Annotated in this window: 25 protein-coding genes; 10 read left to right on the forward strand and 15 right to left on the reverse strand. The window is 61.2% G+C overall.

Annotated features, from left to right (window positions below; all coding sequences use genetic code 11):
* Window positions 1–221 precede the first annotated feature (221 nt).
* The 3 genes from FGE05_RS22925 to FGE05_RS22935 all read right to left on the reverse strand — a co-directional run bounded on the left by FGE05_RS22925 (window position 222) and on the right by FGE05_RS22935 (window position 3,150).
* Window positions 222–929, reverse strand: a complete 708-nt coding sequence (locus tag FGE05_RS22925; RefSeq protein WP_139648537.1) for a cupin domain-containing protein — start codon at window positions 927–929, stop codon at window positions 222–224.
* A gap of 28 nt (window positions 930–957) precedes the next feature.
* Entirely contained in the window at window positions 958–1,815 is an 858-nt protein-coding gene (locus FGE05_RS22930) for a GNAT family N-acetyltransferase (RefSeq protein ID WP_139648539.1), read from the reverse strand.
* Between the two features lie 408 nt (window positions 1,816–2,223).
* Window positions 2,224–3,150 carry a glyoxylate/hydroxypyruvate reductase A gene (locus tag FGE05_RS22935; RefSeq protein WP_139648541.1) on the reverse strand — a complete coding sequence of 309 codons (927 nt, stop codon included), beginning with the start codon at window positions 3,148–3,150 and terminating at the stop codon, window positions 2,224–2,226.
* Between the two features lie 194 nt (window positions 3,151–3,344).
* Between FGE05_RS22935 and gabT the strand changes: the two genes are divergently transcribed.
* The 3 genes from gabT (at window position 3,345) to FGE05_RS22950 (ending at window position 5,917) form a co-directional block, all read left to right on the forward strand.
* On the forward strand, window positions 3,345–4,637 hold the full coding sequence (gene gabT / locus FGE05_RS22940) for a 4-aminobutyrate--2-oxoglutarate transaminase (RefSeq protein ID WP_139648544.1): 1,293 nt from the start codon (window positions 3,345–3,347) through the stop codon (window positions 4,635–4,637).
* A 90-nt stretch (window positions 4,638–4,727) separates the two neighbouring features.
* Window positions 4,728–5,384: a 2-haloalkanoic acid dehalogenase gene (locus FGE05_RS22945; RefSeq protein WP_139648546.1), complete on the forward strand. Its 657-nt coding sequence runs from the start codon at window positions 4,728–4,730 to the stop codon at window positions 5,382–5,384.
* 44 nt (window positions 5,385–5,428) lie between these two features.
* Window positions 5,429–5,917, forward strand: coding sequence for an Lrp/AsnC family transcriptional regulator (locus FGE05_RS22950; RefSeq protein WP_003203167.1), 489 nt, complete (start codon window positions 5,429–5,431; stop codon window positions 5,915–5,917).
* 137 nt (window positions 5,918–6,054) lie between these two features.
* On the opposite strand, the gene FGE05_RS22955 is transcribed toward FGE05_RS22950, so the two are convergent.
* Window positions 6,055–7,011: an alpha/beta fold hydrolase gene (locus tag FGE05_RS22955; protein ID WP_139648548.1), complete on the reverse strand. Its 957-nt coding sequence runs from the start codon at window positions 7,009–7,011 to the stop codon at window positions 6,055–6,057.
* A 280-nt stretch (window positions 7,012–7,291) separates the two neighbouring features.
* On the opposite strand from FGE05_RS22955, the gene FGE05_RS22960 reads away from it, so the two are divergent.
* Entirely contained in the window at window positions 7,292–8,041 is a 750-nt protein-coding gene (locus FGE05_RS22960) for an ABC transporter substrate-binding protein (protein ID WP_139648550.1), read from the forward strand.
* A 4-nt stretch (window positions 8,042–8,045) separates the two neighbouring features.
* Here the strand turns inward: FGE05_RS22960 and FGE05_RS22965 are convergent, their stop codons facing one another.
* Both FGE05_RS22965 and FGE05_RS22970 read right to left on the reverse strand, forming a co-directional pair.
* Window positions 8,046–8,279, reverse strand: a complete 234-nt coding sequence (locus FGE05_RS22965) for a hypothetical protein (protein WP_139648552.1) — start codon at window positions 8,277–8,279, stop codon at window positions 8,046–8,048.
* A 16-nt stretch (window positions 8,280–8,295) separates the two neighbouring features.
* Complete coding sequence (locus tag FGE05_RS22970; RefSeq protein WP_175385841.1) at window positions 8,296–9,123, reverse strand: hypothetical protein; 828 nt, start codon at window positions 9,121–9,123, stop codon at window positions 8,296–8,298.
* A 49-nt stretch (window positions 9,124–9,172) separates the two neighbouring features.
* Here FGE05_RS22970 and FGE05_RS22975 point away from each other — a divergent pair, with 49 nt between their 5' ends.
* On the forward strand, window positions 9,173–9,337 hold the full coding sequence (locus FGE05_RS22975) for a DUF2986 domain-containing protein (protein WP_139648554.1): 165 nt from the start codon (window positions 9,173–9,175) through the stop codon (window positions 9,335–9,337).
* Window positions 9,338–9,558: 221 nt separating this feature from the next.
* Here FGE05_RS22975 and FGE05_RS22980 read toward each other — a convergent pair whose 3' ends face one another.
* A complete protein-coding gene (locus FGE05_RS22980; protein WP_139648731.1) occupies window positions 9,559–10,380 on the reverse strand; it encodes a helix-turn-helix domain-containing protein in 822 nt (273 codons plus the stop codon).
* 95 nt (window positions 10,381–10,475) lie between these two features.
* Here FGE05_RS22980 and FGE05_RS22985 point away from each other — a divergent pair, with 95 nt between their 5' ends.
* Window positions 10,476–11,687, forward strand: coding sequence for an MFS transporter (locus tag FGE05_RS22985; protein WP_139648556.1), 1,212 nt, complete (start codon window positions 10,476–10,478; stop codon window positions 11,685–11,687).
* A 107-nt stretch (window positions 11,688–11,794) separates the two neighbouring features.
* On the opposite strand, the gene FGE05_RS22990 is transcribed toward FGE05_RS22985, so the two are convergent.
* A complete protein-coding gene (locus FGE05_RS22990; protein WP_139648558.1) occupies window positions 11,795–12,397 on the reverse strand; it encodes a TetR family transcriptional regulator in 603 nt (200 codons plus the stop codon).
* A gap of 167 nt (window positions 12,398–12,564) precedes the next feature.
* Here FGE05_RS22990 and FGE05_RS22995 point away from each other — a divergent pair, with 167 nt between their 5' ends.
* Window positions 12,565–13,566, forward strand: coding sequence for an NADP-dependent oxidoreductase (locus tag FGE05_RS22995; RefSeq protein ID WP_139648560.1), 1,002 nt, complete (start codon window positions 12,565–12,567; stop codon window positions 13,564–13,566).
* Between the two features lie 19 nt (window positions 13,567–13,585).
* Here the strand turns inward: FGE05_RS22995 and FGE05_RS23000 are convergent, their stop codons facing one another.
* The gene (locus FGE05_RS23000; protein WP_139648562.1) at window positions 13,586–14,077 is read right to left on the reverse strand and encodes a DUF1543 domain-containing protein; all 492 of its coding nucleotides are present in this window, start codon (window positions 14,075–14,077) and stop codon (window positions 13,586–13,588) included.
* A gap of 111 nt (window positions 14,078–14,188) precedes the next feature.
* Here FGE05_RS23000 and FGE05_RS23005 point away from each other — a divergent pair, with 111 nt between their 5' ends.
* From FGE05_RS23005 to FGE05_RS23015, 3 genes are read left to right on the forward strand one after another with little or no spacing between them, the layout of a single operon-like run.
* Complete coding sequence (locus FGE05_RS23005; RefSeq protein WP_139648564.1) at window positions 14,189–14,728, forward strand: chalcone isomerase family protein; 540 nt, start codon at window positions 14,189–14,191, stop codon at window positions 14,726–14,728.
* 2 nt (window positions 14,729–14,730) lie between these two features.
* Window positions 14,731–15,267 carry a DUF3833 domain-containing protein gene (locus tag FGE05_RS23010; RefSeq protein WP_139648566.1) on the forward strand — a complete coding sequence of 179 codons (537 nt, stop codon included), beginning with the start codon at window positions 14,731–14,733 and terminating at the stop codon, window positions 15,265–15,267.
* A complete protein-coding gene (locus tag FGE05_RS23015) occupies window positions 15,264–15,569 on the forward strand; it encodes a DUF6482 family protein (RefSeq protein ID WP_139648568.1) in 306 nt (101 codons plus the stop codon). The genes FGE05_RS23010 and FGE05_RS23015 overlap by 4 nt, the downstream gene beginning before the upstream one ends.
* An 18-nt stretch (window positions 15,570–15,587) precedes the next feature.
* On the opposite strand, the gene FGE05_RS23020 is transcribed toward FGE05_RS23015, so the two are convergent.
* Genes FGE05_RS23020 through FGE05_RS23045 form a run of 6 tightly spaced genes read right to left on the reverse strand, consistent with a single transcriptional unit; the run spans window position 15,588 to window position 20,544 of the window.
* Window positions 15,588–16,076: a DUF2878 domain-containing protein gene (locus tag FGE05_RS23020; protein WP_139648571.1), complete on the reverse strand. Its 489-nt coding sequence runs from the start codon at window positions 16,074–16,076 to the stop codon at window positions 15,588–15,590.
* Window positions 16,076–17,338, reverse strand: coding sequence for a cyclopropane-fatty-acyl-phospholipid synthase family protein (locus FGE05_RS23025; RefSeq protein WP_139648573.1), 1,263 nt, complete (start codon window positions 17,336–17,338; stop codon window positions 16,076–16,078). Before FGE05_RS23025 ends, FGE05_RS23020 begins: the two co-directional genes overlap by 1 nt.
* The gene (locus tag FGE05_RS23030; protein WP_139648575.1) at window positions 17,313–18,122 is read right to left on the reverse strand and encodes a DUF1365 domain-containing protein; all 810 of its coding nucleotides are present in this window, start codon (window positions 18,120–18,122) and stop codon (window positions 17,313–17,315) included. The genes FGE05_RS23025 and FGE05_RS23030 overlap by 26 nt, the downstream gene beginning before the upstream one ends.
* A complete protein-coding gene (locus FGE05_RS23035; RefSeq protein ID WP_139648577.1) occupies window positions 18,119–19,366 on the reverse strand; it encodes an NAD(P)/FAD-dependent oxidoreductase in 1,248 nt (415 codons plus the stop codon). Before FGE05_RS23035 ends, FGE05_RS23030 begins: the two co-directional genes overlap by 4 nt.
* Window positions 19,367–19,369: 3 nt before the next feature.
* Entirely contained in the window at window positions 19,370–20,125 is a 756-nt protein-coding gene (locus tag FGE05_RS23040) for an SDR family oxidoreductase (RefSeq protein WP_139648579.1), read from the reverse strand.
* Window positions 20,122–20,544 (reverse strand): nuclear transport factor 2 family protein, encoded by a 423-nt coding sequence (locus tag FGE05_RS23045; RefSeq protein ID WP_139648580.1) that lies wholly within the window; start codon window positions 20,542–20,544, stop codon window positions 20,122–20,124. The genes FGE05_RS23040 and FGE05_RS23045 overlap by 4 nt, the downstream gene beginning before the upstream one ends.
* Window positions 20,545–20,632 lie beyond the last annotated feature (88 nt).

The raw sequence follows: 20,632 nt of genomic DNA on the forward strand, positions 1-20,632 counted from the left end.
TCACGCAACACCTTTTGCCCGCTCACACTGCGGGCTTTTTTTTGCGTGGTTTTCTTTGTGGAAGCGGGTGGGGCCGTTGAAGGTGATGGTGACTGTGCCACCGTCATCGCGAGCAGGCTCGCTCCCACAAGGGATCTGAGGTGGACACCACTTCTGTGAACACCCGGAAACACTGTGGGAGCGAGCCTGCTCGCGATGGCGGTGGTGCTGCTCAATCAGACCTATCTGACGACATAGAACTTGCGCACGTAGACATTGCTCTTCCAGGCACAACGGGCATTGAGGGGAACGAAGACCGTGTCGCCGGTGTTGACGATCAGGTCACTGCCGTCGGCTGTCTGCAAGGTGACGCTGCCTTCGATCAGGTGCATCAGTTCATGCAGTTTGTGAGGCCGTGCCCTGCGCGTGTAGGGGGTCGAATCCCAGACACCGATGCGCAGGTCGGTGGCTTGTTCGACGAACACGTTGTACGAGCGGCACTGCGGCGCCGGGCTGAGCAGGATCTCGGCATCGGGCGCAGCGGAAGGCGAGAGCAGGGTGTGCGCAGGCAGTGCCGTGAGCCCGGGGGTGCTCGCTGCGACGGGTTGGGTGTCGGCGCAGAAGGCCCAGCGCGAATCGGGCTGTGCGTCGATCTCCACTGCTGTGCCGCGGGCGATCACCGCGCTTTCACCGGGTTTGAGCTGGAGCGTCTGCTCCTGGCTGCGCAGGGTGACGGCACCGGCGTGCACCACGATCATTTCGCTGAACGGATAGTGGTCGACTCGGGTCTGGCCGCTCAGCTCGACTACACCGGCGGCGATGCCATCCTCCCCGGCGAAGGCGATCAGCCGGTCGAAAGGATCGTTGGCGCCCAACGAGGTCAGGATGAAGGTCGTGGCGACAGGACTGCCGTCGGCGCGGGCCAACAGCATTGCAGTAGGTTCGGGCATGGGGGTGACTCTCCAGGAAAAGTATGTGTTAGCCAATGGCCTGGGTCACCAGCGCGAACTGTTGCACCGCGCCGGTGGCCTGGGGAGGTGTGCCGAGGGCCATTTGGGCGACGGTGTCGATTTGCTTGAGCCCGGCCTCTTCCAGAAAGGCCGTCAAGCCGCTATTGGAAGGAATGTCGATGCGTACGAAAGCGTCCGGGATCTGCGCCAGCAGGACCGCGATCATGTGCCGGGCCTGCTCCAGGGTCTGCGCAACGACCGGGCCGATGCTGCGACCCCGCCCGAACGGGCGCAGCAGGGCGAAGCCGCACAGGCGGCCGTCCTGCTCTATGCCTACCGCCTGCTCGACGACATCGAACAGATCGTTCAGCACGACAGTTCGATCCAGGCCGCTTCCGGCATTGGCCAGTTCGATCACTGCGGCCTGATCGGCTTCGGTCAGCGGGCGGCAGCGTTCGCCAGGGGACAGTGGCTGCGGTGCAAGCGAAAGCGCCTGTCCCTGATGTTGTTGGATATGCCCGAAATCGACGAAGCCCTGGCTGGCATACAACGGTGCACCGGCCAACGTCGCGTTGAGCATGGGCGTACGCGTCCCGCAGGCCTCGAGGGCCAGTTCCATCAGCCTGCGGCCAATGCCTTGGCCCTGGTATTCGTCATCGACGATGACCAGGCCAATGCTGGCATGGCTGCCCTGTGGGCAGGTGAACGCACTGCCGATGAGGCGACCCTGGTCTTCCACCACAAACCCTTGGGCGACACGCTCCAGCATTGCCCAGTCTTCCAGGCGATGGGGCCATTTCAGTTTCACGGACAACGTATGGGCGCGGGGGACATCTGCCGCAGTCATGGGTCGATAGAGGTAAGCAGGGCGTTGCGAAATGGACATGGCAGATCCCCGTTGGGAAGGCGTGGAATCGGACGGATTCGTCCGCTGAGAGCCCTTGTATCTCACCTGCCACCGGGCCTGACAATAGGCTGGAATGGATTCGGCAGGTTCCGTTGACGACGGCTTCACCGGCCACATTTTTTGCTCAAATCCTGTGTCGAGCCAGCAGTAAATATCGGGGCGGTTTTGCGAAGCGGTGGGGCAGTTGGAAGTGTTGCCAGCTGTGCCGCCGCCATCGCGAGCAGGCTCGCTCCCACAGTGTTTGCGGGGTGCTCACAGGAATTATCTCCACCCCCGAATCCCCGGTGGGAGCGAGCCTGCTCGCGATAGCGATGGATCAGCTTGCAGAGATGTTGCCTGTGCCGCCGTCTTCGCGAGCAAGCCCGCACCCACAGTGTTTTCGAAACGTCAGTAGGCCCGTTCGCGATTCACCTGGCCAAGCATCGATTCGCCCCGCTGATGCCGGCGGATATTGTCCAGCAGAACGCCAAACGCACTTTCGGGTTGGGTCATTGCCGCGATGTGCGGGGTCAACAGAATCTGCGGGTGATGCCAGAAGGGATGATCCGGTGCGGCCGGTTCCTGTTCCAGTACGTCGAGCACGGCCGAGCTGAGCTGGCCGTCGGCAAGCGCTTCGAGCAGATCCGCTTCGACCAGATGGCCGCCGCGGCCCATGTTGATCAGGGCCGCGCCTTTGGGCAGTTGCTGGAATACCTCACGGTTGAGGATCCCCCGGGTCTGCTCGGTCAACGGCAGCACACACAGCAGGATATCGCATTGGCCCAGAAACGCCGGCAGTTGTTCGGCACCTGCAAAGCATGCCACCCCGGCGATCTGGTGTTCACTGCGGGCCCAACCCGACAGGGCGAAGCCGAATGGCTGCAAGGCGGTGAGGATATTCCGGGCCTGCAGGCCCAACCCCAGGACCCCGATCCGACGCTGCCGGGCGGGAACCAGTCGGTGTGCCTGCCAGCACCGTTCGGCCTGTTGCTGACGGTAGCGCAGCATGTCCCGGTGCAAGCCGAGCACGGCGAACGTGGCGTATTCGCACATGCCCTGGCTGATGCCCGGATCGAGCAGGCGCACCACCGGCAGGTTCGTCGGCAGGCGACCCAGATCGAGCTGATCCACCCCCGCCGACAAGGCGAACAGCACCTCAAGATTCGGCAGCACCGTTTCGATATCGTCCGGTGCCTGCCACGCCGCCAGGTAGCGAATATCCCGTGGGTCACCGATGTCCGGCCAGGCGCGCCATTCGATATCCGGAGCATGTTCGGCGAACAGGCGCTTCCACTGTTCGCCGCGTACCGGGTCAGCTTTGTAGAGCAGGGCCATGGGTCTTCTCGCCGGGAAATAAGGAGTATCCAGCATGCCTCAATGGGGCGAGAGGATTCTGCTGTTTGCCGGGGTGTAAACAGTCGATCCGGATTTCTCAGCGGGCAAGTTCGGCTTAGAGCATTGTGTCGAAGGCTTAACCTGTGAACACATCGCAGCCGCTTCGGGTTGCCTGGCTCACTATGGGAAATGCCATGAACAGTAAAGTCGAAGAAACCCCAAGTCTGCTCCGTCAGCGTGATCAATTCGTCCCCCGTGGTCTGGTGACCGCGCACCCGCTGGTGATCGATCGGGCCCAGGGCTCGGAGTTGTGGGATGTCGACGGCAAGCGCTACCTGGACTTCGTGGGCGGTATCGGTGTGCTGAACATCGGGCACAATCACCCCAAGGTAGTGGCGGCAGTGCAGGCGCAACTGCAAAAGGTTTCCCACGCCTGCTTCCAGGTAGTGGCCTACAAGCCGTACCTGGACCTCGCCCAGCGGCTGTGCCAGATGATCGGTGGCCAGCACGCCTATAAAGCGGCCTTTTTCACTTCCGGCGCCGAAGCGGTGGAAAACGCGGTGAAGATTGCCCGCGCCCACACCCATCGTTCGGCGGTGATCGCCTTTCGCGGCGGGTTCCATGGCCGGACGCTGCTCGGCACCACGCTGACCGGAATGAGCCAGCCCTACAAACAGAACTTCGGGCCATTCGCGCCGGAAGTCTTCCACACGCCCTATCCAAATGCCTATCGGGGTGTCACCAGCGAGATGGCGCTCCAGGCGCTGGACGAACTGCTCGCCACCCAAGTGGCGCCTGAGCGGGTCGCGGCGATCATCATCGAACCGGTGCAGGGCGATGGTGGTTTCCTTTCGGCGCCGGTAGAGTTCCTCCAGGGCCTGCGTGCGCTGACCGAGAAACACGGCATCGTGTTGATCCTCGATGAAATCCAGACCGGTTTCGGGCGCACCGGCAAGTGGTTCGGTTTCCAGCATGCCGGTATCCAGCCAGACCTGGTCACCGTCGCCAAGAGCCTCGCCGGTGGCCTGCCATTGTCGGGTGTGGTCGGCAAGGCCGAGATCATGGACGCTCCACTGCCTGGCGGCCTGGGCGGGACCTATGGCGGCAACGCATTGTCGTGCGCGGCGGCGCTGGCAGTGATCGAGGCCTATGAGCAGGAACAACTGTTGGCGCGCGGCGACGCCCTGGGCGAGCGCCTGCGTCAGGGGCTGTTGCGTCTGCAAGCCCGCTACCCGCAGATCGGTGATGTGCGTGGCAGCGGTTTCATGCTGGCCATGGAGTTGATCAAGAATGATGAAGCATGCACCCCCGACGCGGACCTGAACCAACGCCTGATCGACGAAGCCCGTGTGGGCGGGTTGCTGGTCATCAAGTGTGGGGTCTACCGCAACGTGATGCGTTTCTTGGCACCGCTGGTGACCAGCGAGGCGCAGATCGATGAAGCGTTGCAGATTCTTGAAGGGGCACTGGCGCGGGTCTTGAACTGAGCGTCTGTGGCGAGGAAGCAGGCTGCCTCGCCACACTCGTTCCAACGCGTTGGATGAACTGCATTAGGGACTCATCGGAGGCTTTTAGCCATGAGGCTGACTGAATATCGAGCGTTGTTGATCGACTGCGACGAGGTCCTGGTGGATCGGGATTCCGGCATCTGGACGGCCTTGCAGCCGCTGCTGGAGACCCATGGCGACCCGCCGGACAAAACTCAGGTGCTGACCGAGTTCGATGAGGCGCTGCGGGCCCTCTATCCACGCTTTGGCGAGCTCGGTTTCAGTGGGCTGCTGTGCTTCGCCCACCGTCAGTTGGCTGAGCGCTGGCAGCTCAAGGTCAGTTGGGAGGAGGGCATGAGCTTCGCCCGCTCGGCGGCCAGTTGGACGCTGTTCGAGGATGCACCGGGTGCGATGCTCTACCTGCGCAAGTTCTACCGTCTGCTGGTGCTGGGCGACCGTGATGCCGAGGACCGGGGCGTGCTGTGCGAACGCCTGGGTATCGAGCCGGAGGATTTCATCTCACTGGCGAACGATCCTTTGCAGGATCCCGATTGGCTGGCGGCCAACGGTCTCGATCCCGGCGCTATTCTCCAGGTAACCCGTCCGGGCGCCCATTCACGCCGGGATCGGGCTGTGTGCCTGATCTGCCGAAACCCCGAGCTGCCGCTCCAGCCGTGCGCGGCGGACTACTGCATCAACAGCATGGCGGATCTGGTGGCGCAGCACCAGTTGTCGCTACGTCACTGATTTTGTTAGAAGATAGTCTACAAACGGCACGCAAGGGGTATGCGATGGAAGGTTTAGCGAAACTGGACCGTATTGACATCAGCATTTTGGTCGAGCTGCAAAAAGACGGCCGCATGACCAATGTCAGCCTGGCCGATGCCGTGGGGTTGTCCGCCAGCCCTTGCCTGCAACGGGTCAAGCGGCTGGAGTCGTTGGGGTACATCTCCAGCTACAAGGCGCACCTGAACCTGGCGAAGATTACCGATTCGGTGACGGTCTTCACCGAAGTCACCCTGAGCGACCACAAGCGCGAAGACTTCGCCAAATTTGAATCCAACATCCGCCTGGTGGACGAAGTGCTGGAGTGCCACTTGATCAGCGGGGGCTACGATTACCTGGTGCGCTTCATGACCCGCAGCATCCAGGACTACCAGGACGTGATGGAAAGTCTGCTGGACAAGAACATCGGCATCTCCAAGTACTTCAGCTACATCGTCATCAAGTCGCCGGTACGCAAGGACGAGATTCCATTGCGCAAGTTGCTGCGGCACTGATCCGATTACCTACCGGGAACAAATGTGGGAGCGAGCCTGCTCGCGATGGCGGTTTATCAGACGCATAAGATGCTGACTGATATTCCGCTATCGCGAGCAGGCTCGCTCCCGTAGAGGTTGTCGTGGGTGTGCTGGCTTTATTCCTTGAGGAAGGTCAGCAGGTCCTGGTTCAGACGATCCTTGTGCGTCTCGGTCAACCCGTGCGGCGCGCCAGGGTAGACGATCAGTCGGGCGCCCTTGATCAGCGCCGCCGAAGCCCGGCCGGCAGCGTCTATCGGCACGATCTGGTCGGCGTCGCCATGGATCACCAGGGTCGGCACGTCGAACTTCTTCAGATCGTCGCGGAAATCGGTGGCCGAGAACGCGGCGATCGAGTCATAGGTGTTCTTGGCGCCGCCCTGCATGCCCTGGGCCCAGAACGATTGGATCAGGCCCTGGGACGGCTTGGCGCCCTTGCGGTTGTAACCGTAGAAGGGGCCGGAGGCGATGTCCAGGTAAAGCTGCGAGCGGTTCTCCAGGGACGCCTTGCGCAGGCTGTCGAACACGGCGAGTGGCAGGCCACCGGGGTTCGTGTCGGTCTTGAGCATCAATGGCGGAACAGAGGACACCAGCACCGCTTTCTTGACTCGGGCAGTCCCGTGGCGACCGATATAGCGAGCCACTTCACCGCCCCCTGTCGAGAAGCCCACCAGGGTCACATCCTTCAGGTCCAGCGCTTCAATGACCGCCGCCAGGTCGTCGGCGTAGTGATCCATGTCGTTGCCTTCCCAAGGCTGGCTGGAACGTCCATGGCCGCGACGATCGTGGGCGACAACCCGATAACCTTTCGACGCGAGGAACATCATCTGCGCTTCCCAACTGTCGGAGTCCAGCGGCCAGCCGTGGCTGAAGGTGACGACCTGGCCATCGCGCGGGCCCCAGTCCTTGTAATACAGCTGAACGCCGTCCTTGGTGGTGATGTAGCTGGCGGATTGGATGACGCTGCCGATAGCCGAAGCAGTGGTCGTAGCAGTGGTCTGTGCCGGTGCGGCTTCTGCGCCGAGAGTCGCGAGTGCCAAGGTAGCGATGGCCAGGGTGCGGTTGAGTGTGTTCATTGGGCTCTCTCCATAAGGGCTGGTTGACTGTCGCGACCGCTGTCGATCGCGTTGGTGGGCAGATTAGAGAGAGAGGACGATGACGAGAACGGTGCCGGTATCGATAGCGACTATAGAAATAACAGATACTTGGGAGGCTTTGGTTGTGAAAGCCTGCTCGCGATGGGGCCTTGAAGGTAGATCGCCGGCTCAGTCAAGCACACCCGTGTTTGAGTCTATGCTTACCTTATCCTTCCCATCAGCCCACCCATGAACGGCCCGGACCCCTCCAGGAGACCACGTGAAACCTTCGATACCCGCCACGGCGCTGTTCTGTCTATTGCTTGGCACGGGGGCTGTCAGGGCCGAGGAATATCAGGTCGTCACCGAGGAGTGGGCACCGTACAACTATCAGGAGAACCATCAGCTCACCGGCATGACCACCGAGATCGTTCGGGCCATCATGGCGCTGACCGGGGATGAATTCGAAGTGGTGCTGCAACCTAGTATGCGCGCCACTCAGGTGTTGAAAACCCGGCCCAAGACGATCATGTACTCGCTGTTCCGCACGCCGGAGCGTGAGCCGTTGTACAAGTGGGTCGGACCGATCGTGGAGGAGGCCATTTATCCTTATCAATTGGCGAGTGCGCCGCCGGTGCATTCCCTGGAACAATTGCTGGGCGCCCAGCAGATCACCACGCGGCACGCCGGGCTGGTACCTGAAAAGCTGCAATCGCTGGGCTTCAAGAACCTCGACAAAAGCGCAACCGAGAGCAAGTTGCTCTACCGCATGCTGCTGGCGGGGCGCACCAATATCATCGTGGGTGACACCGATGCGGGGGTGGCGTACTACACCCGCCAGTTGAACATCGCCCCCGGCACGCTGCGAAAAATACCTATTGAACTGTACCGTTCATCGCTGTACATCGCCTTCAGTCCCGACAGTGACGACGAACGGGTCGCCGCGTGGGCCAGCGCCTTGGAACAGTTGCGCCAGTCTGGCGAGTTGAGGCGTATCCAGCATCGGTACGAGCAGCTCGCTGGGCAATGAACGGTTAACCGAAAGAAGGCATCGGCCCCAGCGAATTCAGAATCCAGGTGATCGCTGCCACCGCCACGAGCACCGCGACTACCACGCCGATGAACAGCCACTTCAGGATCTTCGGCAACACCGGCGGCTTGGACCGTGGCGCGAGGGCTTCTACGGTGACCCTCATCTCTTCGGCGCATCGCGGGCAGGCCGCGTTGTCGTCGAGGATGAGGCTCCTGCATTGATCACAGATTTTCATGTCGTCGACTCGGGGCTCAGAATTTGTGGACGATACCCAGCCTACCCATGATTTCCAACGCATTGACCAGGCCCAAGCCGTTCATGGGCAGACAGGCAAAGGTCTGGTGCTCATCGAAGTGAGTGCCGATGGCCAGCAGCTTCAGGTCATGGGCATCCAGCTGTGCGTTGAAATACTGGAGCAGCGCCCGCTCCCAATCGTTGGCACCGTTGATCGCATCGACGGTTTTACGGTCGGGTATCGCGATCTCGATGTTCAATTGCTGTAGCGGGGCAAGGGTGTTGACGGCGATGACCCCGCAGGACGACCACTCTTTCCATTCGAACTCGGCCAATTGATTGGCCTGGGCAAGGGCTGATGCGACTTGAGTCCACGCCCAGTCCCACTGTGCCGTTGGGGGCGCAATGCCTTGAATGAGCACTTGCGCGCGATCCTCGTCGAACAGGCAATCGAACAGATCGGCCAACGTCTCGACCCGATTGGGCTGTGACCCCTGACTGTCCAGGTCCCGGCTCAAGCGTTGCCACAGCGTGCCCAGCTCCTCCCAGTCTTCCTCATCCATTTCATCTTCGATCACCTTTGCCTTGTCGCCGCGCTGGTAGTTGTCCAGCCGTGTCTTGAGGACACGTATCGCGCCGTCGGCGAGATCGACTTCATAGCTGCGGTAATCCAGGTAGTTGGTCTGGAAAACGATGCGATCGGGAAATATTTCCTGGACGAGGTCTTCTTCAGCGTCGAAATACACCGCGCCCTCGAGCGAGCCATGGGCGGCGATGATGCGTTGGAACGACAGGGCGTCGATGGGGTTCATGTAGGTCCGATCATAGGGGATTGTGGCGTTCACGGGTTGAGGTCTGTCATTATCCTGGAAGCCGGAATTTGAGCAGAAGCGTATGAATCGTCAGAAAAAAATCAAGCAGCTACTAAAGGCCCACGCCAAAAAGGCGAGTGCCAAGTTGGCGCCGAAGAACAAACCCAAGTACATCAGTAAAGCGGATCGATTGAAACTGGCTGCTGAGTCCAGTGAAGAATCAGCCACTATCCCTGAAACTGAGTAGTGTCAGTGAGTAGATCACAGAACCTGTGGGAGCGGGCTTGCTCGCGAATGCGGAGTGTCAGTCGCTGAAATGTTCAATATCTGCCGCCATCGCGAGCAGGCTCGCTCCCACATTTTTGCTGGGTGGCCACAGGGTTGGTGTTCACCACAAACCCTGTGGGAGCGAGCCTGCTCGCGATGGCGGCCTGTCAGCCGCCACTGGCAAATCTGGAAACGCTCCTTTCAGGTAAAAAACTTGCTCGGCGTCTTGCCGAACTGCTTCCTGAACATGTTCGTAAACGCGCTGGGGCTGTCGTATCCCAGTGCCAGCGCGACATCGATGATTTTTTCTCCCACCGCCATTCGCTCAACCGCTTGCAGCAGGCGAGCCTGCTGTCTCCATTGTCCGAAAGTAATCCCGGTTTCCTTGCGAAACAGCCGCTGGATCGTCTTCCCGTCAAGGCCGAGGCGGGCGCTCCAGTCCGACAGTGTCGAGCCATCGGCAGGGTCGCCTTGCAGCGTGACGCAGATCTTCTTGATCCGCGGGTCCGTGGGTTGCGGAAGGTGCAGCGGCAGGGTGGGGAGCAGGGCGAGCTCATCGAGGATCAACGCCATCACCCTGGCCGCGCGGGTGTTCGGGGCATGGGGGAGCGGCAGGTGCACGGCGACCTTGATCAACTCACTCAACAGGGCGGAAATGCTGACGGCCTTCGTTTCGGTTGGAAGGTCTGCCACGGCATCAGGCCGGACGAATACGCTGCGCATTTTGACGTGCCCCACGCACCGCACGGAATGTACCTGCCCGCATGGCATCCATAGCCCCCGGTTCGACGGCACCGTCCACTGGCTTGATGCCGTGTGTACAACCATCACGCCTTCGACGGCGTAGATCAGTTGGTGCTTTTCATGGGAGTGGGGTGAGATGAACCAATCCGCAGGGTAATCGGTTGCCCTGCCGATCATGGTCCAGGCACCTTCGTCGATCTCGAGCAACGCTTCATTCAAGGGCTTGATCATGATGTCCTTTTTGCGATGGTTGATTCCCTTGTCCAGTGAGACAGACATTTCCGTGGATTCTAGGATGACGACGCGCCTGTCAGAAAGTGCTGTCACCTTCTGCCCAGGTTTTTTTTCAGACCTATCGCCTGGAAGCTTTTGTCATGTCCACCACCGCCACAGCCTCGACCACGGCATCCGTCGTCAACCAAACGAGCCCGCTTGTCATGCGGGTCATCGGTGCCTGTGCCCTCGCGCACCTGATCAATGACCTCATTCAGGCCGTGCTGCCTTCCATCTATCCGATGCTGAAGGCCAACTACGGCCTGACGTTCACCCAAGTGGGATTGATCACCCTGACGTTCCAACTGACCGCCTCGCTGTTGCAACCGTGGGTGGGCTATCACACGGATCGTCATCCCAAACCCTGGCTGTTGCCTGCCGGGATGGTCTGCACCCTCATCGGCATCATGATGCTGGCGTTCGTCGGCAGTTTTGGCGCGATCCTCATCGCTTCCGCATTGGTGGGCATCGGCTCTTCAACCTTCCACCCGGAAACCTCCCGTGTCGCACGGCTCGCTTCAGGTGGTCGCTATGGTCTGGCGCAGTCGACGTTCCAGGTCGGCGGCAATGCGGGCAGTGCCTTCGGTCCGTTGCTGGCCGCGGCCATTGTGATCCCATATGGTCAAGGCCATGTTGCCTGGTTCGGTCTGTTTGCCGTCTTCGCCATCTTCGTGCAGTACGGCCTGAGTCGTTGGTACCGCAACCACCTCAACCTGTTCAAGTTGAAACAGGGCGGCAAGGCAACCCACGGCCTGTCCAAGGGCCGGGTGACCGCTGCGCTGGTGGTCCTGGCGTTGCTGGTGTTCTCCAAATATTTCTACATGGCGAGTTTCACCAGCTACTTCACGTTCTACCTGATCGAAAAATTCCACCTGTCGGTGACCAGCTCCCAGCTGTACCTGTTCCTCTTCCTGGGGTCGGTGGCGGCCGGCACGTTCTTCGGCGGCCCTATCGGCGACAAGATCGGCCGCAAGAAGGTCATCTGGTTCTCGATCCTCGGCGTCGCGCCTTTCACCCTGGCGCTGCCTTATGTGGACCTGTTCTGGACCGGCGTGCTCAGCATGATCATCGGCTTCGTCCTCGCCTCGGCGTTCTCCGCCATCGTCGTCTTTGCCCAGGAGCTGGTGCCGGGCAATGTCGGCATGATTGCCGGCGTGTTCTTCGGCCTGATGTTTGGTTTCGGCGGCATCGGCGCTGCGTTGCTGGGCTACCTCGCTGACATCCACGGTATCGAGTATGTCTACACGCTGTGTTCCTACCTGCCGTTGCTGGGTGTGTTGACCATTTTGCTGCCTTCGACCAAAGGCGTTTAAAAGCGCTATCCCTCTGTGGGAGCGCGCCTGCTCGCGAAAGCGGTATGTCAGTCACCGAGAGGCTGAATGTGCCGCTGCCATCGCGAGCGGCCTCGCCATCCCAAGCATCATTTTTCCTGTTCGGCCGCCTCCGCCGTTCCCGCGGGCGCGATCATTCCAAGAATCGCATCACGGCACACCGCAAGAATTTCATCGGCCAGCGGCGAGTCATCCGGACAGGCGCGGGACATGACCACGGCGCCAAGGGCATGGGCCATCAAGGCAAGATGTTTTGCACGGACCTGCGCAGCGTCTGGGCCGTCCGCTTCGCTACTGCCTTCACACAGTGCCGCGAGCTGGGCTTCAATACCGGCCGCAAACGTGGTGCGAACCGTTTCTTCCTTGCGCGCGGCGTCAGCGCACAAGGCCGCCAGTGTGCAACCTGTGGCGCGATGATCGCGATGATCGCGCGCCAGGTAGGTCTTCACGAAATCCTCAGCCGAGGCGCCAGCCAATAGCGCCGCAGACTGTTCAATGCCGCACGCAGACGACTCCGCCATCAGATCGGCTTTGGAGTTGAAATGCTTGTAGAACCCTCCCTGGGTAAAACCGGCGGCGGCCATCAAATCCGCTATGCCGACGCCGTCATAACCGCGCTCTCGAAAGAGAGCCGATGCCGTTGCCACGATGTGCGCACGGTTTTCCTGCGCCTGTTTTTTCGAGACTTTCATGGTCTATCCACGTGTTTTCTATGCCGTCAGCATACATTGATGTCGTCCGACATCAAAATATTGACTTTTTAGAGTTTGGTCGTAATCATTATATGCACTTCCATTGGAAGCCGAAATCAGATCTGAGCCGCGATACGCCATAGCCCCATTCATCTATCGGAATCAATATGAAAGCACTCACATTCAAACGCTATGGCAAGTCGCCGGATGTCGGGTTTGAGCAAGTTGCTCGCCCGAGCATCAAGCCTGACGAATTATTGGTCGAGGTCCACGCTGCCGGGTTGAATCCGATCGACAACATGATTACCACCGGCATGTTCAAACCCGTCTTGAAATTCCAGCTGCCCGCCACGATGGGCAGCGATCTCGCTGGCGTAGTCAGGGAGGTTGGAAGCGCTGTGACTCGCTTCAAGGTCGGTGACGCCATTTTTGCCAGTGTGTTTGACCTTGGCATCGGTTCAATCGCCGAGTATGTCGCCGTACCGGAGCGTGTTGCAGCGCTAAAGCCAGACAACCTGGACTTCGTGCAAGCCGCTTCTATTCCGATGGTGGGGCTCACCGCCTGGCAAGCGCTGAAAGGGCGTGTACACCTTGAACCCGGCCAGAAAATATTCATCCCGGCTGGCTCGGGGGGCATCGGGACGTTCGCGATCCAACTGGCAAAATACCTGGGCGCCAAGGTCGCCACGACCACCAGCACCATCAATACCGAGTGGGTTGGCAACTTGGGCGCGGACGAAGTGATCGACTATAAGAAACAGGCGTTCGAACAGGTACTGAAGGGATACGATGTGGTACTCGGTACGACCAGGGGCGATACCCTTGAAAAGTCCGTTGGTATTCTCAAACCCGGAGGAAAAATTGTTTCCCTCATCGGCCCGTTGGACAAAGCCTTCGCGCAAACTCGCCGGCTGAACTTCTTCCTCGCCTTCGTATTCGGCCTGATGAGTCGCAAGATCATGGGCCTGGCGAAGAAAAACGACATCAGCTATTCATTTCTCTTCGTTCGCCCGGAGGGAACTCAATTGAATGCGATTGGCGAACTGATCAGAGCCGGGCACATCAAGCCAGTGATCGATCAGGTCTTTCCCTTCGAGCAAGCCAAGGGGGCGCTTGATTATTTGGCTCAGGGCCGTGCGAAGGGGAAGGTTGTGGTCAGGATCAAGTAAGGGGCTTGGCGGCCAAACTTCATATCTGGATGTAATCGCTGCATTGGCGAATGCCCTTGTGGGCACCTGCGATCAGATGGACATAATGGCCGTTCACCCAGTCAACCGGCAGGCAATCATCCACCTCAAACACGGCGTCGGTGTGTGATTTGAGCCAGTCCGTCGGCATGCGTCGCTTGCCCAGCTGCTTGGCCTGGGCTTTGTCCCGAGCCACCACCAGCAGGTAGCGGTGAGCCTCGCCAAACACATCGCGCTCGTAGCCGCCAAGGTTGATGAAAAACAGCCTTGGCTCATCAGGGCCTGGGGCCATTGGGCTGAGTTCGACCCGGTAGGTGTCGATGCCGTCCACTTCCAGCCAGGCGTCGATGTGCAAACCCTTTTGGCTACCAAACCAGGCCTGGCGCAGTTGGGGATAAGCGTGTTCCAGCGAGTCCGCCTGCGCGAACACCACGTCGTGTATCTCGATGCTGGCGCGGGGGTGACGACCGCCGAGCATGACTACGTACAGCATGAAAACTCCTTTTTCAGGGGGCCGTGCAGCGCAAAAATCTATACATGAATTGCATTTATCTGTACAAGAAACTAACTTTGTACAGATATTTTATCATTCTACAGGTTCCTCATGGCGCATCCTGTTCGTTGGGCCTGCCTCTGCCTGATGTTGACGGTGATGTCGTCGGCCGCCGCAGATTGGCGAGCGGCACTGCCAACCGCGCAACGGCTGGGTGAGGGGGATTTCACCTGGTTCGGCCTGCGTCTGTACACCGCCCGGCTGTGGACCGCCGGCCCGGCGCAGGATTGGAACCGGCCCTTCGCGCTTGAGCTGCTTTACCACCGATCGATGTCCCGGGAAACGCTGGTGCAGGCCAGCCTTGAGGAAATGCAGCGGCTTGGCCCCGGCAGCGTGACGGCCCAGTCCCTTGAGGCCTGGACCCAGGCGATGGGGGCCGCATTCGTGGACGTGCGTCCCGGCATGCGCATCACTGGCCTGTATCTGCCGGGGAAGGGCTGCCGCTTCTACGTGGACGGCAAGCTCAGCCATGAAATTGCCGACCCGGTGTTTGCCCGGGCGTTCTTCGCCATCTGGCTCGATCCGCGGGCCCGGGACCCACAATTGCGCCAGCGCCTGCTCGGCCTGGCCGACAACGACCGAGGGACCTGAACATGTACAAAGCACTGTTGCTGGCCGCCTGCCTGTTCCTCGGCAGTTGCGGCAATGTCGGTGTCGACCACTACGCTGGTGAACAACCGCATTTGGACTTGGCGGCGTTCTTCTCGCGACCGGTGCAGGCCTGGGGGATGTTCCAGAAGCGGTCCGGGGAAGTGGTCAAGCGCTTTCATGTTCGCATCGACAGTCGTCGTGAAGGCGAGCGGCTGATCCTCGACGAACATTTCCTCTACAGCGACGGCACGCGACAGCAGCGTACCTGGACGATTGTGCCGGATGGCCCGGGTCGCTGGCGTGGAACGGCAGGGGACGTGATCGGCGAGGCCCAGGGTGAAGTGGCCGGTAATGCGCTGCGTTGGCGTTACCGACTGGACCTGCCGGTCGAAGGGCGGCACTGGGAAGTAGACCTGGACGACTGGATGTACCTGATGGATGACGACACCCTGATCAACCGTTCGAGCATGAGCAAACTGGGGGTGGAGATCGGCCAGATCACCTTGTTTTTCCGTCGTCTGCCGGAGGGCACGCCATGAATTTGAATAACCTCATCGAGCGGGTCGCGGCCGGGGAAGTCGAAGCGCTTGAACTGCTATCGCTGGAAGGCGGCTTCTACATCCTGCGCGCCATTACCGCTGCCGGCCCGGTCACACTGAGCGATGCGCAGGGGCAGCCTGTTCGATTGCGTTCATCCACCGAGCTGCGCCAGTTGTTGATCGACCTGCCACCGTTGCCCTGCACGCTGGTGCAGCACGTGGTGCATGATGAAATGTGCGGGCAGCATGACGGCCCCGTCGCGCCCTTGCGGCTGCCGTTGACGCTGGCTAGCCAGTGGTAGAGCGGAAGATGCCGCGGGTCAGCGCCACGCCGCGATGCGCACGAGCAGGGGAAAGGCCAACGCCCAGATCGCGCTCAACAGCAGGCCGGTTTCCATCGTGCCCAGCGGCAAGTCGACATATGCCACCCTGGCGCCGCCTATGTACGCCAACGGGCCTGCAACTGCGCCCAGCAACGCCCCGCGCCAAAAGGGCCCGCCGGCCCAGGCCAGGCTGTGGCGCAAGCCGCTGGCCAGGACCAGCCACAACAACGCCAGCCACAGGGGCAGTGGCCAGCTATCAAATCGGAACACGTCAAATGCGCCCAGCAGGCTGTCCAGCGCGCAGCCGGCCAGTGCGGTGCGCAGCAGGGCCTTTACCTCGGCATTGAAATCCCGGCACAAGCACAGGTGCAAGGCCAAGCCGAGGGGCACCAGCAGTAACAGCCAGGGGCGTTGGGCCCCCAGCACGCAGATCCACCAGCCGACCTGCAACCAAAGTGCATTGGCGACCTGCCAACGCCCGGGCATCAAGCCTGCCCGGGCAAGGCCGCACGCCGTGCCTGAGGCGCAGCCCAAAGCAGTTGCGCCACGCCGATGGCGCGCTCCTGGAAACCGCCCTGGCAATAACACAGGTAGAACTCCCACAGACGCTGGAACGTATCGTCATAGCCCAGCGTCGCCAGTTCGGTGCGGGCCTGGCGCAAGTTGTCGCGCCAGTGTTCCAGGGTCCGGGCATAGTCCAGGCCGAAATCCTCCAGGTGCACAAGGTTGAGCCCGGTGTGACGACTGGCGGTGTCCAGCATCACGCTCAGCGAGGGCAGGGCGCCGCCCGGGAAGATGTAGCGTTGGATGAAGTCCACCGAGCGGCGTGCCTGGGCATAGCGCTGGTCGCGAATGGTGATTGCCTGCAACAGCATGAGGCCATCGGGTTTGAGCAGTGCCGCACACTGGCGGAAGTACACCGGCAGGTAACGGTGGCCGACCGCTTCGATCATTTCGATCGAGACGAGCTTGTCGAATGTGCCCCTGAGGTCGCGGTAGTCTTCACGCAGCACCGTCACACGCTGCTCCAACCCCAAGGCGTGGACGCGTTGCAGGGTATGGGCGTATTGCGCCTCGGAAAGCGTCGTGGTGGTGACCCGGCAACCATGCCGGGTGGCCGCGTGGATCGCCAGGCTGCCCCAGCCACAACCGATTTCCAGCAGATGATCGCCGGGGTGCAGTTCAAGCTTCTGGCAGATGCTTTCCAGCTTGTGCAACTGGGCTTGCTCCAGCGTTTGGCCAGGGTGCTCGAACTGGGCGGCGGAATACATCATGGTCGGGTCCAGTAGCCGCTCGAACAAGGCATTGCCCAGGTCGTAGTGGGCCAGGATATTGCGTCGGGAACCGCGCCGGCTGTTGTGGTTCAGCCGATGCAGCAGCCGCAGGGCCGGGCGCCCCAAGCGCGCCAGGCCGCCTTCCAGGGCATCGAGCACGTCCAGGTTGGCGACGAACAGGCGGGTCACCAGCGCCAGATCCGGGCTGCGCCAGAAGCCGTGGATGTAGGCCTCGCCCGCGCCGATCGAGCCATTGCCGGCAATCATGCTCCAGGTGGTGTCGTCGAGGATCTCCACTTCGGCCTGCAACGGGCTGGCGGCATCACCAAAGTTCCACTGGCGCCCGTGACTGAGCAGCCGCAGATGACCGTGGCGCAGTTTGCCCAGTTGAGCGAGCACGGCACTGCGCGCCAGCCCGCCGAGCAACGGCGCCAGGCCTGTGGACTTGTTAACGCTCAGGGTTGGGTTGGACATGGTCGGGGTTCTCGCAAGGTTGGCCGAGCGCCAGGTCGCCCTGGCAGGTCGTGTGGTCATGGATGGGGGTGCGTTTGAACAACAGGCGCAGGGCTTGCCAATAAATGGCCGAGACAGTGCGCAGGCTCATCCATGGGAAAGTCAGGATGTATCGGTGCAGCGCCTTTCGATCCAGCGGCTGGCGGCGCAAGGCAAGGTCCGCCTCGAAAACCTTGTCGGCGCCTTGCCAGTTCTCCATGTGAATGCGCACGTGTCGCTCGTCCAACGCAAATCGCAGGTGATAGTCCATGTCCAGTGGCATGAACGGCGACACATGGAAGGCTTTGGCCACGGCGAACGGTCTGGCGAGGTTGCCTTGCACCGGCAGCACGTAATGGAAACGTTCACGCCACGGCGTGTTGCGCACTTCAAGCAGGATCGCCGCCAGGTGCCCGTCGCGGTCATGGCAGAAATAGAAACTCACCGGGTTGAACGACAGGCCCCAGCAACGCAGTTGGGTGAGCAGGCGAACCGGGCCGTCGGGCGTTTGCCCCGTGGCCTGTCCGACCAGTAGGCGGGCGGCCTGGGCCAATGACTCGCCTTGTCGGGTCCGGGCGGGTAGGTAGTCGGTCTCGCGCCAGCTAAGCGGCGCCAGGTGCCAGCGTCCTAGCCAGCGCGACAGGCCGAGTAGCCAGGCCTGCTCGTCCAGGTCCAGGTAGAACAGGCCGGTCCGGTAGCGAAAGGCATGACGTTGCGGCGACAAGCGACGGTGGCTGATCCAGCCCAGGCAAAGGCTGCTGTTCACAACGTCTCTCCAAAATGTTCAGCCACCTTCAGCGCGCTGACCACCCCGTCCTCGTGAAAGCCGTTACCCCAATAGGCGCCGCAGTAGTAGGTCAATTGCTGGCCCTGCAGTTGCGCCTGGTTCGCTTGCGCGGCAGATGCGGCGAGGCTGTATTGCGGATGGGCGTACTGGAAGCGGGCGATGATCTTTGCCGGGTCCACCAGAGCCGTCTGGTTGAGGCTCACACAGAACGTCTCCGCTGCCTGGATGCCTTGCAGGATGTTCATGTTGTAGGTCACCGCCGCCGGAGCCTGGTCGCTGCCGCCGAGGCGATAGTTCCAGCTGGCCCAGGCCCTCCGGCGACGCGGCAGCAGGCGGCTGTCGGTGTGCAGCACGACGTCATTCTCGGCGTAGTGGATGGCGCCCAGCACGGCGCGCTCTTGCAGGCTTGGGGTTTCCAGCAGTTTCAGGGCCTGGTCGCTGTGGCAGGCGAACACCACCGTGTCGAAACGCTCCGGGCCGGCGGCGCTGATAAGCGTTACACCACCTTCGTCACGGCTGACGCGGCGAACCTTGCAGTTGAGGCGAATGCGTTCCGCGAACGGTTGGCACAGCGGCGCGACGTAACTGCGCGAGCCACCTTCGATGACCCGCCATTGCGGGCGCTGACTCACCGACAGCAAGCCGTGGTTGCGACAGAAACGCACGAAGAACTGCAGGGGGAAGTCGAGCATGTCCGCGGGGGACATCGACCAGATCGCCGACCCCATGGGCACGATGTAGTGTTTGATGAAGCGATGACCGTAGCCCTGCGCCCGGAGGTAACTGCCCAGCGTGGTGCTGGCGTCGATACGTCGGGCGTCCAGGTCTGCGAGTGACTGGCGGTTGAAGCGCAGGATGTCGCGCAACATTCCCCAGAACTCCGGCGACACCAGATTGCTGCGCTGGGCAAACAGCGTGTTCAGGTCGTGACCGTTGTATTCCAGGCCAGTGAGCGGGTCATGCACGGAGAAACTCATCTCGGTCGGCCGTGAGGCAACCTTGAGCTGATCGAGCAAGCGGATGAAGTTCGGATAGGTCCAGTCGTTGAAGACGATGAAGCCGGTGTCGATGGCATGCCGTTCGCCGCGCCAGTTCACATCGACGGTATGGGTATGGCCGCCGATCCATTCGTCCGCCTCGAAAACCGTCACTTCGTGTTTGCGGGACAGCAGGTAGGCGCAGGTCAGGCCCGCGATGCCGCTGCCAATGATTGCTATACGCATCGATCATCGGTCCTGTTCATGGCGAGCCAGGCGTTGGCCCAGTACCAGGCGCAAGCGCGCGGGCATGGCCCCGAGCAGGCGCAACGCCAGAGTGAAAATGCCGGGAAAATTGATCTCCAATGGGCGCCGCGACAGGCGCTTGGCGATATGCCGGGCGGCGCGCTGTGCCGACCACAGTTGCGGCATGGGGAAATCGTTGCGGCGGGTCAGTGGCGTGTCGACGAAGCCCGGGCTGACCAGGGTGACGTCGATGCCTTCGCGGGTCAGGTCGATACGCTGCGACTCCACCAGATAGCGCACGGCCGCCTTGGACGCGCCGTAGGCACCGGCGCGGGGCAACGCCAGCCAGGTCACTGAACTGCCCATCACCACCAGGTGAGGACGATGGCCGGCGCGTAGCAAGGGCAGGGCGGCCGCCAGGCAGTAGCTGACCCCCATGAGATTGGTGCGGATCACGCGCTCGACCACGGCCGGGTCGAAATGGCCAGGCTCCAGGTATTCGCAGGTACCGGCATTGAAGATCGCCATGTCCAGCGCTCCCCAAGCCAGCTGGATCCGGGCTGCGATCTCGGCGACTTGCTCCGGGTCATCGAGATCGCCGATCGCCAGCAGCACCTGGCCTGGAAAACGTTCCGCCAGAGACGCCAGGCTATCCGCGTGACGACCGCCCAAAGCCACTTGGTGGCCTTGCTCCAGCAGGCTTTGCGCGAGCGCGGCACCGATACCGCTGCTGGCACCGGTCAACCAGCAGCGGCTCATGCCAACCTGCCTTTGAGCCAGCGGATAGCGCCGCCCATGACCGGAATGTGTTCATAGAGCAGGGCACCTGCGTCGAAATAGTCCTGGTGAAAATGAACCCGGTCGCGCCACAGCAAGTGACTGCAGCCTTGCAAAGTGATCGGCTGGCCGCGGGCCAGGCGTGGGTGGCGGAATTGCAAGGTCCAGCGCAGGTAACCCTCGCCAGGGCGGACTTCGTCGGCGCCGGCGAAGGCATAGCGAATATCGTCGGCGTTGGCGTACAGCTCGGTGAGGTAGGCCCGCAGGTCCGTCAGGCCCTGAATCTGATGCAGGGGATCGCAGAAGATAATGTCTTCGCTGTACAGCTTTTCCACCGCGTCGAGATTGTCTCCCGTGAGGGTGGCGAACGCCTCGGCGAATTGCTGTAGGTAAGCTGACATGGGGCGCTCCAGGTAATCCTGTACAAAAAAGAAATGTTGTACAGGTATGTCTGAAGCGTACGGTTAAATCTGTACAAGTCAATCCTCT

This window comes from Pseudomonas sp. ICMP22404 (assembly GCF_006227205.1).
Lineage (GTDB): Bacteria > Pseudomonadota > Gammaproteobacteria > Pseudomonadales > Pseudomonadaceae > Aquipseudomonas.